This window comes from Rhizobium sp. Rhizsp82 (assembly GCF_047325115.1).
Lineage (GTDB): Bacteria > Pseudomonadota > Alphaproteobacteria > Rhizobiales > Rhizobiaceae > Rhizobium.
Map to the genome: position 1 here is coordinate 2,852,864 of NZ_CP168570.1, position 16,143 is coordinate 2,869,006.

The following is a 16,143-nucleotide window of genomic DNA, read 5'->3' on the forward strand; positions in this document are numbered from 1 at the left end:
TTTTCCCTTTGACGACATTTGCTGATCTTGGCCTGAGCCAAAAAGTGCTTTCCGCCGTTACCGACGCCGGCTACACGACCCCAACCCCTATTCAGGCGGGCGCGATCCCGTTTGCCCTGCAGCGCCGCGATATTTGCGGCATCGCGCAGACGGGTACGGGCAAGACGGCGTCCTTCGTTCTGCCAATGTTGTCGCTGCTGGAAAAAGGCCGCGCCCGCGCTCGCATGCCCCGTACGCTGATCCTGGAGCCGACGCGAGAACTCGCGGCCCAGGTTGCAGAAAACTTCGAAAAGTACGGCAAGAACCACCGCCTCAACGTGGCCCTGCTGATCGGCGGCGTGTCCTTCGAAGACCAGGACCGCAAGCTTGAGCGTGGCGCAGACGTTCTGATCTGCACGCCCGGCCGCCTGCTCGACCATTTCGAGCGTGGAAAGCTCCTGATGTCCGCAGTCGAGATCTTCGTCATCGACGAAGCCGACCGCATGCTCGACATGGGCTTCATCCCGGATATCGAGCGCATCGCCAAGCTGATCCCGTTCACGCGGCAGACGCTGTTCTTCTCGGCAACGATGCCGCCAGAAATCCAGAAGCTCGCGGACCGCTTCCTGCAGAACCCGGAACGTGTCGAAGTCGCAAAGCCGGCATCGGCTTCCAAGACCATTACCCAGCGCTTCGTTGCCACCCATGGCAAGGACTACGAAAAGCGCGCTACCCTGCGTGATCTCATCCGCGCCCAGGAAGACCTGAAAAACGCGATCATCTTCTGCAACCGCAAGAAGGATGTCGCTGATCTCTTCCGTTCGCTGGAACGCCACGGCTTTTCCGTCGGCGCCCTGCACGGCGACATGGACCAGCGTTCGCGCACGACAATGCTGCAGAATTTCCGCGACGGCCAGCTCCAGCTCCTGGTAGCCTCCGACGTGGCTGCTCGTGGCCTCGACATTCCTGATGTGAGCCACGTTTTCAACTTCGACGTACCGATCCATTCGGAAGACTATGTCCACCGCATCGGCCGTACCGGCCGTGCGGGCCGCACCGGTGCCGCGTTCACGCTGGTCACCAAGCGCGACACGAAGTTTTCCGATGCGATCGAAAAGCTGATCGGCGAGAAAGTCGAGTGGCTGAACGGCGATCTCAACGCCCTGCCTCCCGCTGAGGAAAGCAAGGAAAGCGATCGTCCTCGCCGCAACGGCCGTGATCGCGACAGGGACCGTGGCCGCGGCAAGGATCGCCGTGGTCATAAATCTGATATCGCCGCGGAAGATAATGCCGCCGAAGTCGTTGAAGCAGCAGCACCAGCAAAGGTCGAAAGCGTGAAGCAAGAGCGCAAAGCAGAAAACAAGCAGCAGAACAACACGCGCCACGCTCGCCCTTACCCGGCAAACGACGACTCCCGCGATCGCCGCCGCTATCGCGATCACGATGACGGCCCGACTCCGGTCGGTTTCGGTGACGACATCCCGGCGTTCATGCTGATTGCAGCCGGCGCCAAGGCCTGATCCCTTATGGGGAAGCCGGGCATCGACTTCCCAGGCCTCGGTGTAGGCCTGGTGATTGTGCGTGACGGAAAAATTCTGCTCTACAAGCGCGTCAAGCCGCCGGAACCGGGCCACTGGAGCATTCCGGGCGGCAAGGTCGATTTGATGGAGCGGGCGGCAGACGCCGCACGCCGTGAGGCGGAAGAAGAAACCGGCCTTGCGATCGGCAAGGTCAGGCTTCTCGGACCATCGGAAGTCCTGAGCGCCGCCGACAAGCAGCACTGGATCTCACTCCTCTATCTGGCAGAAAGCTTCGAGGGCGAACCTCAGCTGACCGAGCCGGACAAGCTCACCGATTTCGGCTGGTTTGACCTTAGCGAACTGCCGCAGCCTTTGTCGGAATTTGCCGCAGCCGCAATCGCGCTGCTTCCCGACACAGCGCTCTCCTGATCATTCCGCCCGCAGCGCTGCCTCATAGGCAAGCCTGACCCATTTCGCCATCTCATCCGGATCGTCATAGGCATTCTCGGGGATCGACCAGTAGGGCATCTTCACCGGATTGCCCTTCTTGCCCTCGTAGGACCATTGGATGGCGCCGGCATCTGCAAATTCCGGTGCGCTTTTCTCGTCGGCCTTCAGGAGCATTTCATCGCGCAGCTCGATCGCGACGATCCGGCCGAGGTGATAGATCCCCTTGCCGCCGAACATCCGCTTTATGGTGACAGGGCCGAGCCCCTGAAACATTTCCTCGATCGCCGCCGTATCCATTCTATCCCCTCAAAATGCCACCGGCCGCCAGAACGGCCTCAGGCGTATCCACGTCCAGGTGCGCAGCATCGCCGATATCGACATCGATCACCGGCAGCCCCGATGTCTCGATGATATGCCGCGCCCCGACATCGCCTTCAAGCCGCATCACGGCATCGCCGAGCGATCGCGGAAGAATGACCGGGTTGCCGCGCTTGCCGCGAGAGACGGCACGGACGATCGCACGCCCGGAAGCCGCACGGAAGGCCGCGATCAGCGCGTCGAGATCGGCGGACGTCACGCCTGGCATATCGGCGAGCATGACGAGAACGCCATCCGCATCACGCGCAGACGAGGCCGAAAATCCGGAGATCAACGAGCTTGCCATGCCAGATGCATAATCCGGGTTCTCGACGGCCGTGACATCCAATCCGGAGAGCGCAGCCTCGATCTCGCTCCGCCGGTGACCGGTCACGACGATGACCGATGCCGCGTCGGCAGAGAGCGCAGTCTCCGTAGCGCGGCGCACCAGCGGCTCGCCATCGAATTCGGCCAGCAGCTTGTGCGCGCCGCCCTCGCCCATCCGGCTGGCTTTGCCGGCAGCCAGGATGACGGCTGCAACCGTCACCGGCCGGTGATGCTCCTCGGCGCTGTCGCGTGGCCGCGGCCGTGTCTCGATTTCCATCAGAAGCCCTCCCACACCCATGCCCGTCAGATCGCGCGCATCGGGATTCTCGCCCGCCAGGATGCGATCCAGGACCCAATCGAAGCCATTCTCCTTCGGGCTCCGCGCGCAGCCCGGCGCCCCCACGACATAGGTCTCGCCGATCCGCCCGAGCACCATCAGGTTGCCGGGATCGACCGGCATGCCGACGCTGAGGATCTCGCCGCCCGCCTGCCGGATCGCCGCCGGGATCACATCGTCCTCATCGATCACCGCCGAGGCCCCAAAGACGATCACAAGCTTCGGCAAGCGATCAGTGGCGCTCATGGCCTCACTGATTGCAAGGGCAACGGCATCCCTCCGGTGCGCCACGCGCTGCTCGCGGACCAGCCGATTGCCGGATGCCGCAAGCCGATGCGCCAGAATGCGCGCCGTCTTGTCCATCACCGCAGGCTTCAGCGATGGCAGTTCGGTGGCGACAAGCGATACCGCGTAGTCGGCAAAGGGCTTGACCTCGAAGGCAACGGCCGCCCTCAAAGCCTCGCACGCTGCCTCCACCTTGCGGCCCGGCACAGCCAGCGGAATGATCTTGAACGTCGCCACCATGTCGCCCGCCCTCACGCGTGCATGGTCGGCGAGGCAGGCAAGCGTGATCGCCGGATCGATCCGGTTGACGCGATCGACGACATCGCGGTCGGCGACGAAGAGGCCGTCGGCCGCCGCATAGACATTCACCCGCCCCGTTGCAGCCTCGGAGAAGCGCAGATGATCCGGCGCAATCGCTGCGGCGAGCTGGCGAGCAGCCTCGTCTTCGCTAAGATCCCCGTCTTCGATCCGCGCTGCGGTGACGCTGGCGATACCGGCGCTGTTGAGCGCCTCGATATCCGCCGGCGACACGCGGTGCCCCTTGTGCAAGGTCCGCTCCGGCAATTTCACCGCATGTGCGAGCATCAGCCCTTCAGCACCGGCCACCGGAAATTCGCCGAACTTCATCGCATGTCACCCTTCGGCGACACGACATCGCGCGAGCGCAACGCCTCGATGATCTGCGCCAGAATTGCAACGGCGATTTCCGCGGGACTGGCGGCGCCGATATGGAGCCCGATCGGTCCGTTGATGCGTGCTAGCGCCTCATCTGGAAAGCCCTCGGCCTTCAGCCGCTCGATACGCGACGCATGGGTCTTCCGGCTACCGAGCGCCCCGACATAGAAACAGCCTCGGCGCAGCGCCTCTGCAATCGGGAAGTCGTCGATCTTCGGATCGTGCGTCACCGCGACCAGCGCCGTATAGGCGTCGAGCGGCTTGTCCTTCAAGACGTCGATGGGCCAATCGGCCGTGAGATCGATCCCGGCGAAACGCTCCGGCGTCGCGAAGGCCGTCCTGGGATCGATGATCCTGACGTCAAAGCCTGCAAGCGCCGCCATCTGCGCAAGCACCTGGCTGATATGGACCGCACCGATGATGACGATGGCGGCCGGTGGCAGATGGACATTGAGGAAGTAGCGCCCGCCATCAGCCTCGATCACACCGGAGCGCCCGGAGCGAAAGGCCGTAGCCACCGCCTCGCCAAGCGCCCCATCGATCTGATCACCTTCCGCAACGACGCTCGCCCGGCCACCACCGAGATCGGTGACCAGGACGGCCGCGATCCGCGCCTGCCGGCAGGCATTCAGCCTCTCGAGCGTCGCAAGCTCCATCAGCCGAGCCTTTCCACATAGACGCGGATACGCCCGCCGCAGGAAAGCCCGACACGCCAGGCCGTCTCGTCGGCAACGCCGAATTCCAGCATCTTCGCCTCGCCGCTGCCGATGACGTCGAGCGCTTCAGTGATGACCGCGCCTTCGACGCAGCCGCCGGAAACCGAGCCTTCGAAATTCCCGTCGGCATCGATCACCAGATGACTGCCGGCCGGGCGCGGCGCAGACCCCCATGTCTCGATGACGGTCGCGATCGCCACATCGCGGCCGCTCTTCCTCCAGGCTTCCGCCGTCACCAGCGGATCGAGGCCGATAGACGTTTCGCTCATGCCGGGCCTCTCAATCGCTCCAGATAGCGCCGCGGTTCGTAGGTACCGGCGCGTCCGAAACCGAGCGCCGCAGCAAGGTCGCTCAAGGAAGATAGATTGTGAACCGGTCGGAATTCGTCAACATGCGGCAGCATGGCGCGAACGCCGCGCGCCCGCGGCTCGAATCCGTCGAAGCGCAGCAGCGGGTTGAGCCAGATCAGCCGCCGGCAGGAGCGGTGCAATCGGTCCATTTCGGCCGAAAGTTGCTCGACGCCTTCGCGCTCCAGCCCATCGGTAATCAGCAGCACCACGGCGCCCTGACCCAGGACGCGGCGCCCCCAGAGCCGGTTGAACTCGTGCAGCGTTTCGCCGATCCGCGTTCCGCCCGACCAGTCGTTGACGGCAGCCGCGCATTCGTCCAGCGCCTGATCCGGATCCTTGTTGCGCATCTGCCGCGTCACGTTGGTGAGCCGCGTCCCGAACAGAAAGGTGCTGACGCGGCGCCGCCGCTCCGTCAGCACATGCAGGAAATGCAGGAAGATCCGCGTGTACTGGCTCATGGAGCCCGAGATATCCGCAAGCACCACCAAGGGCGGCTGTATCTCCTTGCGCTCGCGGTAGCGCGGCAGGATCAGCGACCCGCCGGTGCGAAGTGCGGCGCGCATCGTTGCACGGGGATCGACCGTCGCGTGGCGATGCGACGGCTTGAATCTCCTGGTGGTGACACGATCGAGCGGCAGCTGTAGCCGCGACAGCTCCTTCTTGGCGAGCGCCATCTCTGCCGCCGACATCTGCGCGAAATCCATGCGCCGGATGATCTCGTTGCCCGAAGTCGTGAAACGCGCGTCGATCTCGATATCGGGCTCTTCACGCGGCGGTTTATCGGGGCGGCGGTCGCCGAGCAGCGCATCGCTGGCGCGCGTCTCGCCGGGCTTCTGCTTTTCCTTCTCCCGCGTATCCGGCGCCTGCGGCGACATCATCGCGATCATCTTCTCGACGAGATTTCGGGAGCGCCAAAAGAGCCGGAATGCCTCGTCGAAGACGGCAGCATCCTCGTGCCGCTTGACGAAGACGGCCGAAAGCGCCGCATGAAACTCGTCGCGCGATCCCATGCCGATGGCTTCCACCGCCTCGATGGCGTCGGCAATCGCCGCGGGGCCAACCTTCAGTCCTGCCTTGCGCAGCGTCCGTCCGAAGAAAACGATATTATCGGCAAACCGGCCGTCACCCAGCGGAAGCGGCGGAACGACGATACCATCTTCAGCCTTTCCGCCCTGCATCGCCTATCCCGCTGCCCGCAATTCGTCCTGCACGTCTTTCAGCACCCGCGCACCCTCCCCGCCCTGGATACGGGCGATGTCGTCCTGATATTTCAGGAGCGTGCCAATCGTGTCGGAAATGGTCTCGGGATCGAGTGCCAGCCGGTCGAGCTCGGTCAGCGCCGTCGCCCAATCGATCGTCTCGGCTACACCGGGATTCTTGAAGAGATCAAGCGTCCTCAGGCGCTGCACATAAGCAACGATTTCGCGCGACAACGTTTCGTTGCAGTGAGGCACCTTGCGGCGGATGATCTCCAGCTCCTGCTGCGCCTGCGGATAATCGACCCAATGGTATAGGCACCGCCGCTTCAGCGCGTCATGCACCTCGCGCGTCCGGTTGGTGGTGATGATGACGATAGGCGGCTCGGCGGCCTTGATCGTCCCGAGCTCAGGAATAGTCACCTGAAAATCCGAGAGCACTTCAAGGAGGAACGCTTCGAAGGCCTCGTCGGTACGGTCGAGCTCATCGATCAGGAAAACCGGGGCACGGCCATTTTCGGAGAACAGTGCCTGCAGTACCGGACGCCGGATCAGATAGCGCTCGGAAAAGATATCGGATTCGATCCGTCCGCGGTCCGTCAGACCCGATGCTTCCGCCAGCCGGATTTCCAGCATCTGTGCCGGGTAGTTCCACTCGTAGACGGCGGAGGCGACATCCAGCCCCTCGTAACATTGCAGCCGGATCAGCGGGCGCCCGAGCGCCTTTGACAGAACCTTGGCGATCTCGGTCTTGCCGACGCCCGCCTCACCCTCGAGAAACAGGGGCCGCTTCATCTTCAATGCCAGGAAAAGCACGGTGCCGAGCGCCCGGCCCGCAAGATAGTCCTGCCCGCCGAGCAGCGCGATCGTCTCGTCGATCGACTGCGGCAGAATCGGCGCGGTCTGATCAGCCATGTCTCCTCCCTTTTGGGGAAGTTATAGCGTGTGATAGTCCCGGTTCATATAGAGGAGAGCCGGTTTTGTTTCGTCGAAGCGGACGCCGACGACCTCGCCGAAGATGACGTGATGGGTCGACATCTCCTTGATTTCCATGACGCGGCAATCAAAGGAGGCCAAGCTGTCGGAAAGCACCGGCGCACCGGTTACCAGCTTCTCGAACTTGCCGGTCGCGAACCGCTCTTCGTTGCTGAGCTGCGTGCGGCCGGAAAACGCATCGGCCAGCCCCTGATGATGGGCGCCCAGCGTATTCAGAGCGAAGATGCCGCTGCGGAAGAAGATCTCGTTCTTCGGGTTGGAATTATTGAGGCAGACGAGCACGCAGGCCGGACTGTCGGAGACCGAACAGGCGGCGGTGATCGTCACGCCGCGCACCTGATCGCCAAGCGCCGTCGTCACGAGCTGCACGTGGCCGCCGAAACGGCTCATGGCATCACGATAAAGCTTGGGATCGATCGGCTGTCTGCTCAACAAAAGGTGTCTCCCGCGGCCTCGCCGCTTGTTGTTCTTCCGCTAATATGGCGGTCATCGGTTACCTTTTCTACAATGAACGCGACGAAATGCTGCCTATTCCGCTGTTTTTCTTTGACGATTACCAATCGCCGGATAAAAGGGCATGAAGAAGGTCAGGAGCCGGCGACTTTTATGAATATTCTGCGTGGCATAGCTGCTGTTTCGATGCTGCTGGTGGCGGCGTCGGCGGGCCATGCAGCCGGCGTGACGATCGGCGTCGTCGCCCCACAGGGCGGCAGCCTGCAGCAGCTCGGCACCCAGGTCTTCGCCGGCGCCAATTTTCAGATCACCAGGGACGGCAATACCTTCGTCGCGATCAACGAGAGCTGCGAGGAAAACAGCGGCGGAGCGCTCGCCGACCAGCTCATCAGTGCCAAGGTCCAGATCGCCATCGGCTTCCTCTGCAGCGAGACGCTCGAAGGCGCCCTGCCGAAGCTGAAGGACGCCAATATCCCGGCAATCACCGTCTCTGTCCGCTCGCGCATCCTGATGGAGGATTCGCTGAAGAACGGATGGCCGCTCTTCCGCCTTGGCCCGCCTGATGGCGCCGAGGCCGCCAAGATCATCGAGGTCATCCTCCGCGACTGGGCAGCAGCCCCGATCGCGCTCATCGAGGACGGCACCATCCATGGCCGCGAACTGACCGAAGCCGTCCGCAACGCGCTGGAGCAGAACGGGCTAAAGCCTGCCTTCACCGACACCTACCGGCCGGGCCAGGAACAGCAGATCGCCCTTGTTCGCCGGCTGAAGCGCGCCGGCGCCACCAAGGTCTTCGTGGGCGGCGACCGCTCCGACGTCGCGATCATCGCCCGCGATGCGGCAGCAGAAAAGATCCCGCTCGATATTCTCGGCGGCGATGCGATGCGCGCCGCCAATCAGCCGCTGGCACTGGCAGATGGCGTGCGTGCCGTCGCAATCGCGGAATATGCGAACCAGCCGGAAGCCCGCGATACCGTGCAGGCAATGCGCGCTGAAGGCATCGAGCCGGAAGGCTACGTGCTTCCCGCCGCCGCAGCCGCGGCGATCGCCCAACAGGCGGTAACGGCAGCAAACGGCAAGCCGCTTGCCGATGTCCTGACCGGCACGAATTTCATGACCCCGATCGGCCCCGTCACCTTCGGCGCCAATCACGAACTGACGGACAACCCCTACCGCCTGCAGGAATGGCGCAACGGCGCCTTCCAGATCCTCGGCGCCGCCTCGGAGTGAGGCTGCGTCATCGCGCTGCGATCAGTTGCCCGTTGCGCCGCGCACTGCTAAATCCGCGGCGAGCATCTTAACGAGAGAGAGTTCCACATGACGCTGCCGATCCGCATCGCCCCCTCCGTCCTCGCCGCCGACTTCGCCAAGCTCGGCCAGGAAGTTCGAGACGTGACCGCGGCCGGTGCCGACTGGATCCATCTCGACGTCATGGACGGCCATTTCGTCCCGAACATCTCCTTCGGCCCCGATGTCATCAAGTCGGTCCGCTCCTACACGGATGCGACCTTCGACTGCCACTTGATGATCTCGCCTGTCGATGCCTATCTCGAAGCCTTCGCCAAGGCCGGCTGCGACCGCATCACCGTTCATGCGGAGTCCGGCCCGCACCTGCACCGTTCGCTGCAGACCGTCCGCAATCTCGGCAAGAAGGTCGGCGTCACCCTTAACCCGGCAACGCCGCTCTCCGTCATCGAGAACGTGCTGGATGATATCGACCTCATCCTCATCATGTCGGTCAATCCCGGTTTCGGCGGCCAGAAATTCATTCCCGCCATGGCCGGCAAGATCGCCGCCGCCAAGTCGCTGATCGGCGACAGGCCGATCGAACTGCAGGTCGATGGTGGCGTGACGCTCGAAACCGCCCCGATCGTCGGCAAAGTCGGCGCCAACGTCCTCGTCGCGGGATCGGCGATCTTCAAGGCGGGATCGCTGGAAGGCTACCGCGCCGAGATCGACGGCCTGCGCCGCGCTGCCGAAGCCGGCCGCGCATGATGCATGCCGTCCCGGGTTCGCTCTGACGATGGAACGCTTGCGCGCCGCCAAACCGCCCGCCGCCGATTTCTTCGCAGGCGCCCTCCTCTGGGCACTGATGATGACGGCGTCGGCAATGGCGGCGCTCTATGCCCGAAACCGCTTCGAAACCAGCCACCTGGCTGAACTCGCGCTGCTCTATTTCTTCGGCGGCCTGTTCGCCTGGCCCTTCATGTTGCCGCTTGCCCGCTTCTTCGCCTGGCAGCGCCCGGTCGAAACGCGCTTTGCCGCCTTCTTCGCCTGCTTGACGGCCGGTACCATCCTGATGACGGCCTTCCTGTTCTCGATGGACTACCGTATCTTCTATTCGCGCTGGCACGCGCCATTCGGCAGCGTCATCTGGATTTTCGAGTTCATCTTCACTGGCGCCAATGCCGTCTACCAGTTTGCGGTGCTCGGCGTTCGCCTGTTTCTGCCCTTCGGCCTTGCCTGCCTGCTGCTGACCAGTTTCACCCTTGCGAAACGCATGCGTTGAGATTGCCGCCCGTCTTTGCTACAGGGGCGCCAGCAAGTTTTACCTCCCAACGAAAGCAGTGAGCCATGATCCCGCGTTACTCCCGCCCAGAGATGGTCGCCATCTGGTCGCCCGAAACCAAGTTCCGCATCTGGTTCGAAATCGAAGCCTATGCCTGCGATGCGCTGGCCGAGCTCGGCGTCATCCCGAAGGAAGCTGCAAAGACCATCTGGGAAAAGGGCAGTGCCGCGAACTTCGACGTCGCCCGCATCGACGAGATCGAAGCCGTCACCAAGCATGACGTCATCGCCTTCCTGACCCACCTCGCCGAATTCGTCGGCCCCGACAGCCGCTTCGTGCACCAGGGCATGACCTCGTCAGACGTTCTCGACACGACGCTCAACGTGCAGCTGGTGCGCGCTGCCGATATCCTGCTTGCCGGCGTCGATCGCGTTCTCGCAGCGCTGAAGACCCGCGCTTTCGAGCACAAGGACACCGTCCGCATCGGCCGCAGCCACGGCATCCATGCCGAGCCGACGACGATGGGCCTGACGCTTGCCCGCTTCTATGCCGAGATGGACCGCAACCGCGCCCGCCTCGTCGCTGCCCGCGCCGAAATCGCAACGGGCGCGATCTCCGGTGCCGTCGGCACCTTCGCCAATATCGATCCGCGCGTCGAAGAACATGTCTGCGTCAAGCTCGGCCTCACCCCGGAGCCGGTCTCCACGCAGGTCATCCCGCGTGACCGCCACGCCATGTTCTTCGCCACGCTCGGCGTCATCGCCTCGTCGATCGAGAACGTCGCCATCGAATTCCGCCACATGCAGCGCACCGAAGTGCTGGAAGCCGAAGAATTCTTCTCGCCGGGCCAGAAGGGCTCGTCGGCCATGCCGCACAAGCGCAACCCGGTCCTGACCGAAAACCTGACTGGCCTGTCGCGCCTCGTGCGCATGTCGGTTGTCCCGGCCATGGAAAATGTCGCCCTCTGGCATGAGCGCGATATCAGCCATTCGAGCGTCGAGCGCGCCATCGGCCCGGATACGACGATCACCCTCGACTTCGCGCTGAACCGTCTCGCCGGCGTCATCGAGAAGCTGGTCGTCTATCCCGAGAACATGGAAAAGAACCTCAACAAGTTCCGCGGTCTCGTCCACTCCCAGCGCGTCCTCCTGGCACTGACGCAGGCCGGCGTGTCCCGCGAAGACGCTTATCGTCTCGTGCAGCGTAACGCCATGAAGGTCTGGGAACAGGGCAAGGACTTCCTCGAAGAGCTGCTGGCCGACCAGGAAGTGCGCGCCGCGCTCTCCGAAGCCGATATCCGCGAGAAGTTCGACCTTGGCTACCACACCAAGCATGTCGACACGATCTTCAAGCGCGTCTTCGGCTGATTGCCGGTCACAGGACAATGAAACGGCGCCTCAGGGCGCCGTTTTTGTTTTCTGCTTGCGCGGCTTGGGTTTCGCGGCTGTCGCCTTCTGCGGAGTGGCCTTACGCGGTGCCGCAGGCTTGTCGGCCGCCTGGCTGATCTTCAGCTCGGCGGCCGCCCGGGCGCGTTTGTTGCCCTTCTGCTTCCTCGGCTCGTCCGCCAGCGCCACGTCGCCATTGGTCTGATTTGTCCGCCCCTTCGCTGCCTTGGCAACCAGCCGGTCCAGATGCTTCAGATCGTCTTCATCTAGGTTCTCGATGCCGATGAAGCGGTTTTCGGCATGGCTGGTCAGGATGATTTCATCGAGCTTCGCCTGAATGGCGCGGGTGTCGCGGGTCTGCGCGTTCTGCAGCACGAAAACCATCAGGAATGTAACGATCGTCGTGCCGGTATTGATCACCAGCTGCCACGTCTCCGAATAATCGAAGACTGGCCCGAGTGAAGCCCATATCAGGACGGAAATGACGGCGAGAACGAAGGTGACCGGCGCACCTGCCAGCTCCGACACCTTCGTTGCGAAATGCGCGAAAAGCTTCTTCGCACCTTCCATGAGTTGCCTCCCTCAAAGACATGACAAAACAACTCTGAGAGAGGCAGCAAAGTTCCGGTACGCTTGCTGACAGGCTTATGCCGGTCCGATCAGCTTGCGATAGAGGTGCCAGGTCGCATGGCCGAGGATCGGCATCGCGAGCGCCAGACCGGCAAAGAGCGGGATGCTACCGATCACCAGCAGCGCGGCGATGATGAAGCCCCAGACCAGTACCGGAATGGGATTAGTCAGCGTAGCGCGGATCGAGGCGCTCATTGCCGCGACAAGCCCGACATCCCGGTCAAGCAGCATCGGGAACGTCACCAGCGTCGTCGCCAGCACGATCACTGCGAAAGCGAGGCCGAGCAGATTGCCCCACATCATCAGCTGCATGCCCTCAGGCGTGCCGAAGATCTGCGCGGTGAACGTATCGATCGACCGCGGGAAGACGTCGCCGAAGAGGTTGGTATAGAGCGTCTGAGCTGCCACCAGCCAGACAACGAAGAAGGCGAACAGCAGTAGGCCGCCGGCAATGATCGACGGCAGCGCCGGCGAATGGCGTACGTCGAACGCATGCCGCCAGGACGTGTCCTCGCCCATCTCGCGTCGCTTGCTGATCTCGTAGAGACCGATCGCTGCGACCGGCCCTATCAGCGCGAAGCCCGAGATCAACGGAAAGATCATAGGAAGCAGATTGGCGCTCGATGTCGCGACAGCCAGGAACACACCGGCGATCGGATACATCAGACATAGGAAGACATAGTGAGACGGCTTCTCGCGAAAATCGTCCAGGCCGCGCCGCAGCGCGTCGAACACATCGTCAATGCTGATCTTGTTGATGGCGGGATGCGCGTAGGCTTCGCCTGCTCCCGTCATGACATGAAATGCCGTCATGGCTTTCTCCTCCGTGAGCCGTTCATCCGGCGGCGGAAAAAGCATCGGCTTTGAACTGGCCGACACGAAAACCGCAACCGGCAATGGCCAAGAATAACAAATTTGACCGCCTTTGTCCTGCTTTCCCTTGACAGAACGTTCAAGCCTTCTCACATCGGCGGCATCATGAAAGCCTCAGACGCAGATATTCTTATCATCCCCGGCTACACCAATTCCGGTCCCGATCACTGGCAGACCCGCTGGGAAGCCAAGCTGAGCACGGCGCGCCGTGTCGAGCAGGCCGAATGGTCGAAGCCGGTCCGCGACGATTGGATCGCCCGCATCGCCGAGGAGGTCAACGCCTCGACGCGCCCGGTCGTGTTGGTCGCCCACTCGCTCGGCATTCCCTCGACGATCCACGCGATCCCGCATTTCAAGAACAAGGTTGCCGGCGCCTTCCTCGTGGCACCGCCCGATGTCGCAAATCCGGATATCCGCCCGAAGCATCTGATGACCTTCGGCCCTTACCCGCGCGATCCGCTGCCCTTCCCGGCGATCACCGTCGCCAGCCGCAACGATCCCTTCGGCACTTACGAACATGCCGATGACATCGCCGCAAGCTGGGGTTCGCTGCTGATCGACGCAGGCGAATCCGGCCATATCAATTCGGAGTCCGGCCACGGTCCCTGGCCCGAAGGCACGATGGTCTTTGCCCAGTTTCTCTCGAAGCTGAAGCCGTAACGCCCTGCCTCCCCTCTAAAATTTGGGGTTTAATAGTTATTTTAGCGAAGACACGGATAATGCGCGCAATCAGCAGATCGAGTGCGCGCATTGAAGCAATCCAGCAAAGACCCTAAGGCGAAGACCGCGGCACAGCAGGCCAGGCCCGACGAGAAACGACGGCTGGAAATCCACGACACGCCTGATCTTGCAGAGCGCGAGAGCCGCTGGAACTACGCGCTGATCGGCTCGGGTCTCGGCGTCTGGGATCACAATCACCGCGCCGGCACCAAATACTATTCCGAAACCTGGAAAGAAATCCGCGGCATGGGCCCGGATGAGAGCGCCGACGGCGACTACGAAGAATGGCTGGCGCTTCTCCACCCTGACGATCGCGATTTCGTCATCGAGGCGATCGACAAGCAGATCGCCGGCGACCCGGATTTTCAGGTCTTCGAATATCGCGAACGCCATAAGGACGGCCACTGGGTCTGGATCGAATGCCGCGGCGCCTGTGTCGAATGGGACGAGAACGGCAACCCCGCCCGCATCGTCGGCACTGACACCGATATCACCGCCCGAAAGCGCGCCGAGGAAATGCTGGAGCATCTCTCGCGCCGCCTCGATCTGGCGCTCGACATCACCCGCATCGGCGTCTTCGAGGCCGATCTGGAGGCCGATGCCGTCGAATGGGACGACCGTCTGCTGGCCATGTACGGGCTCGAAGGCACGTCGCGCGTCAAACCCGGCGAAGCCTGGGAAAAGATGCTGCACCCTGATGACCGCGCCCGCGCGCTCTCACGCCTCGACGAGAGCCTCGACAAGGACCAGGGTCTGCTGCACGAGTTCCGCATCATCCGGGCCGATGGCATCGAGCGCGTCATCCGCGCCCGCTCGGCCTTTTTCGTCGATGCCGAAGGCAAGCGCAAACTGATCGGTGCCAACTGGGATGTCACCGAAGAGGTCAAGCTCCGCAACGACCTGCAGAATGCCAAGAACCTCGCCGAGGCGCGCAACCAGGAACTGGAGGCCGCCAAGGAAAGCATCGAGCACCTCGCGCTTCACGACTACCTGACCGGCCTGCCGAACCGCCGCTATCTCGACCGCACCCTGGAAGAGCGCGCCGAGGAATGCCGCAACGGCAGCCTGACGCTCGCCGTCCTGCATATCGATCTCGACCGCTTCAAGCAGATCAACGACACGCTCGGCCACCGCGCCGGCGATGCGATGCTGAAACATGCCGCGAAGGTGCTGAAGGACTGCGTCCGCTCGACCGATTTCGTCGCTCGTATCGGCGGCGATGAATTCGTCGTCCTCTGTGCCATCGACAGCGGCACGAAGAAGCTGTCGAACATGGCCGCCCGCATCATCCGTGAACTCTCCAAGCCAATCCGCTACGAGGGACACGAATGCCGCTTCGGCGCCAGCATCGGCATTGCCGCCGATAGCGGCGCCGATCTCGATGCCAAGCAACTGCTGCTGAACGCCGATATCGCGCTCTACCGCGCCAAGGGTGCCGGCCGTAACCGGCATGAATTCTTCTCCAAGGATGCCCGCCGCAGCATCATTGCTGCCAAGCGCCTTGCCGACGAAATCCTGCAGGGCCTGGAACGCCACGAATTCGTCCCCGTCTACCAGCTGCAGTTCAACGCCCGCACCCTCGAAGTCGCAGGCGTCGAAACGCTTGCCCGTTGGCAGCATCCTGAACACGGCCTGATGGCGCCGGATCGCTTCCTGAAGATCGCCGAGGACCTCGACGTCGTCTCGACGATCGACGGCCTCATCCTCGAGCACGCCCTTGCCGACCGCGCCGCCTGGGCCAAGCAGGGTTTTCGGACACCGAAGATCTCCGTCAACGTTTCCTCCGGCCGCCTCAACGACCCGACGCTCGGCAAAAAGCTGAAGGCGCTGAAGGTCGAGCCTGGCACCCTCTCCTTCGAGCTCCTGGAATCGATCTCGCTCGACGACTGCGACGACGCCGTCACAGCCAATCTCCGGCAGATCCGCCGTCTTGGCATCGACATAGAGATCGATGACTTCGGCACCGGCCACGCCTCGATCGTCAGCCTGCTGAAGCTCAGCCCGCGCACCCTGAAGATCGACCGCGAGCTCATTCGCATGCTGCCGCAATCGGCAGAACAGCGAAAACTGGTGCGCTCAATCATCGATATCGGCCGCTCGCTGAGCATTCTGGTGACCGCCGAGGGCGTCGAGACCATGGATCACGTCCGCATCCTCGCCGATCTCGGCTGCGACGTCCTCCAGGGCTATGCGCTGGCACGTCCGATGCCCGCGGCGCAGATCCCGGCCTATGTCCAGGCCGCCAGCTGGCGTCATCCGGAAGGTGGAGCACGTGCGCTGCAAAGCGGTCTCAGCCGCGACATCAAGCGCAACGGGACCAAATAAGCCTGCATAACCGGCCTGCCACGCGGCTTTGATTTCCAACAGTCACCAAAACTCTGTAGG

General features: G+C 62.9%; 17 protein-coding genes. 8 read left to right on the plus strand and 9 right to left on the minus strand.

Going from position 1 to position 16,143, the window contains the following annotated elements; all coding sequences use genetic code 11:
• The first annotated feature begins 8 nt into the window (after positions 1-8).
• Together ACEN84_RS19195 and ACEN84_RS19200 are read left to right on the plus strand one after the other, a co-directional pair.
• Positions 9-1,499, plus strand: a complete 1,491-nt coding sequence (locus ACEN84_RS19195; protein ID WP_413709567.1) for a DEAD/DEAH box helicase — start codon at positions 9-11, stop codon at positions 1,497-1,499.
• A gap of 6 nt (positions 1,500-1,505) precedes the next feature.
• Complete coding sequence (locus ACEN84_RS19200) at positions 1,506-1,928, plus strand: NUDIX domain-containing protein (protein ID WP_413709568.1); 423 nt, start codon at positions 1,506-1,508, stop codon at positions 1,926-1,928.
• On the opposite strand, the gene ACEN84_RS19205 is transcribed toward ACEN84_RS19200, so the two are convergent.
• From ACEN84_RS19205 to ACEN84_RS19235, 7 genes are read right to left on the minus strand one after another with little or no spacing between them, the layout of a single operon-like run.
• Positions 1,929-2,246 (minus strand): TfoX/Sxy family protein, encoded by a 318-nt coding sequence (locus ACEN84_RS19205; protein ID WP_112716423.1) that lies wholly within the window; start codon positions 2,244-2,246, stop codon positions 1,929-1,931.
• A 1-nt stretch (position 2,247) separates the two neighbouring features.
• Positions 2,248-3,882, minus strand: a complete 1,635-nt coding sequence (locus tag ACEN84_RS19210; protein ID WP_413709569.1) for an NTP transferase domain-containing protein — start codon at positions 3,880-3,882, stop codon at positions 2,248-2,250.
• On the minus strand, positions 3,879-4,586 hold the full coding sequence (locus ACEN84_RS19215; protein WP_413709570.1) for an XdhC family protein: 708 nt from the start codon (positions 4,584-4,586) through the stop codon (positions 3,879-3,881). The genes ACEN84_RS19210 and ACEN84_RS19215 overlap by 4 nt, the downstream gene beginning before the upstream one ends.
• On the minus strand, positions 4,586-4,915 hold the full coding sequence (locus ACEN84_RS19220; RefSeq protein WP_203428813.1) for an XdhC family protein: 330 nt from the start codon (positions 4,913-4,915) through the stop codon (positions 4,586-4,588). Before ACEN84_RS19220 ends, ACEN84_RS19215 begins: the two co-directional genes overlap by 1 nt.
• Positions 4,912-6,174, minus strand: a complete 1,263-nt coding sequence (locus tag ACEN84_RS19225) for a vWA domain-containing protein (RefSeq protein WP_413709571.1) — start codon at positions 6,172-6,174, stop codon at positions 4,912-4,914. Before ACEN84_RS19225 ends, ACEN84_RS19220 begins: the two co-directional genes overlap by 4 nt.
• Before the next feature lie 3 nt (positions 6,175-6,177).
• Positions 6,178-7,107, minus strand: a complete 930-nt coding sequence (locus ACEN84_RS19230) for an AAA family ATPase (RefSeq protein ID WP_413709572.1) — start codon at positions 7,105-7,107, stop codon at positions 6,178-6,180.
• A 21-nt stretch (positions 7,108-7,128) separates the two neighbouring features.
• Complete coding sequence (locus tag ACEN84_RS19235) at positions 7,129-7,623, minus strand: flavin reductase (RefSeq protein ID WP_112716435.1); 495 nt, start codon at positions 7,621-7,623, stop codon at positions 7,129-7,131.
• Between the two features lie 171 nt (positions 7,624-7,794).
• Here ACEN84_RS19235 and ACEN84_RS19240 point away from each other — a divergent pair, with 171 nt between their 5' ends.
• From ACEN84_RS19240 to purB, 4 genes are all read left to right on the plus strand, one after another.
• A complete protein-coding gene (locus ACEN84_RS19240; RefSeq protein WP_199629567.1) occupies positions 7,795-8,871 on the plus strand; it encodes a branched-chain amino acid ABC transporter substrate-binding protein in 1,077 nt (358 codons plus the stop codon).
• Positions 8,872-8,958: 87 nt separating this feature from the next.
• Positions 8,959-9,636: a ribulose-phosphate 3-epimerase gene (rpe, locus tag ACEN84_RS19245; RefSeq protein WP_413709573.1), complete on the plus strand. Its 678-nt coding sequence runs from the start codon at positions 8,959-8,961 to the stop codon at positions 9,634-9,636.
• A 28-nt stretch (positions 9,637-9,664) separates the two neighbouring features.
• Positions 9,665-10,150: a hypothetical protein gene (locus ACEN84_RS19250; protein WP_413709574.1), complete on the plus strand. Its 486-nt coding sequence runs from the start codon at positions 9,665-9,667 to the stop codon at positions 10,148-10,150.
• 65 nt (positions 10,151-10,215) lie between these two features.
• Complete coding sequence (gene purB / locus ACEN84_RS19255) at positions 10,216-11,517, plus strand: adenylosuccinate lyase (RefSeq protein ID WP_413709575.1); 1,302 nt, start codon at positions 10,216-10,218, stop codon at positions 11,515-11,517.
• A 30-nt stretch (positions 11,518-11,547) separates the two neighbouring features.
• Here the strand turns inward: purB and ACEN84_RS19260 are convergent, their stop codons facing one another.
• The gene (locus tag ACEN84_RS19260; protein WP_413709576.1) at positions 11,548-12,105 is read right to left on the minus strand and encodes a low affinity iron permease family protein; all 558 of its coding nucleotides are present in this window, start codon (positions 12,103-12,105) and stop codon (positions 11,548-11,550) included.
• A gap of 75 nt (positions 12,106-12,180) precedes the next feature.
• Positions 12,181-12,978, minus strand: coding sequence for a DUF2189 domain-containing protein (locus tag ACEN84_RS19265; RefSeq protein WP_413709577.1), 798 nt, complete (start codon positions 12,976-12,978; stop codon positions 12,181-12,183).
• A gap of 165 nt (positions 12,979-13,143) precedes the next feature.
• Here ACEN84_RS19265 and ACEN84_RS19270 point away from each other — a divergent pair, with 165 nt between their 5' ends.
• Complete coding sequence (locus ACEN84_RS19270; protein WP_112716872.1) at positions 13,144-13,698, plus strand: RBBP9/YdeN family alpha/beta hydrolase; 555 nt, start codon at positions 13,144-13,146, stop codon at positions 13,696-13,698.
• Positions 13,699-13,860: 162 nt separating this feature from the next.
• Positions 13,861-16,083: an EAL domain-containing protein gene (locus ACEN84_RS19275; RefSeq protein WP_413711328.1), complete on the plus strand. Its 2,223-nt coding sequence runs from the start codon at positions 13,861-13,863 to the stop codon at positions 16,081-16,083.
• Positions 16,084-16,143 lie beyond the last annotated feature (60 nt).

What these genes read in the sequence shown, in the direction of transcription:
- ACEN84_RS19265 (WP_413709577.1), bottom strand. Translation starts at nt 12,978, where the DNA reads ATGACGGCATTTCATGTCATGACGGGAGCAGGCGAAGCCTACGCGCAT.
- ACEN84_RS19250 (WP_413709574.1), top strand. Translation starts at nt 9,665, where the DNA reads ATGGAACGCTTGCGCGCCGCCAAACCGCCCGCCGCCGATTTCTTCGCA.
- ACEN84_RS19230 (WP_413709572.1), bottom strand. Translation starts at nt 7,107, where the DNA reads ATGGCTGATCAGACCGCGCCGATTCTGCCGCAGTCGATCGACGAGACG.
- ACEN84_RS19270 (WP_112716872.1), top strand. Translation starts at nt 13,144, where the DNA reads ATGAAAGCCTCAGACGCAGATATTCTTATCATCCCCGGCTACACCAAT.
- rpe (WP_413709573.1), top strand. Translation starts at nt 8,959, where the DNA reads ATGACGCTGCCGATCCGCATCGCCCCCTCCGTCCTCGCCGCCGACTTC.
- purB (WP_413709575.1), top strand. Translation starts at nt 10,216, where the DNA reads ATGATCCCGCGTTACTCCCGCCCAGAGATGGTCGCCATCTGGTCGCCC.
- ACEN84_RS19200 (WP_413709568.1), top strand. Translation starts at nt 1,506, where the DNA reads ATGGGGAAGCCGGGCATCGACTTCCCAGGCCTCGGTGTAGGCCTGGTG.
- ACEN84_RS19205 (WP_112716423.1), bottom strand. Translation starts at nt 2,246, where the DNA reads ATGGATACGGCGGCGATCGAGGAAATGTTTCAGGGGCTCGGCCCTGTC.
- ACEN84_RS19225 (WP_413709571.1), bottom strand. Translation starts at nt 6,174, where the DNA reads ATGCAGGGCGGAAAGGCTGAAGATGGTATCGTCGTTCCGCCGCTTCCG.
- ACEN84_RS19240 (WP_199629567.1), top strand. Translation starts at nt 7,795, where the DNA reads ATGAATATTCTGCGTGGCATAGCTGCTGTTTCGATGCTGCTGGTGGCG.
- ACEN84_RS19215 (WP_413709570.1), bottom strand. Translation starts at nt 4,586, where the DNA reads ATGGAGCTTGCGACGCTCGAGAGGCTGAATGCCTGCCGGCAGGCGCGG.
- ACEN84_RS19220 (WP_203428813.1), bottom strand. Translation starts at nt 4,915, where the DNA reads ATGAGCGAAACGTCTATCGGCCTCGATCCGCTGGTGACGGCGGAAGCC.
- ACEN84_RS19210 (WP_413709569.1), bottom strand. Translation starts at nt 3,882, where the DNA reads ATGAAGTTCGGCGAATTTCCGGTGGCCGGTGCTGAAGGGCTGATGCTC.
- ACEN84_RS19260 (WP_413709576.1), bottom strand. Translation starts at nt 12,105, where the DNA reads ATGGAAGGTGCGAAGAAGCTTTTCGCGCATTTCGCAACGAAGGTGTCG.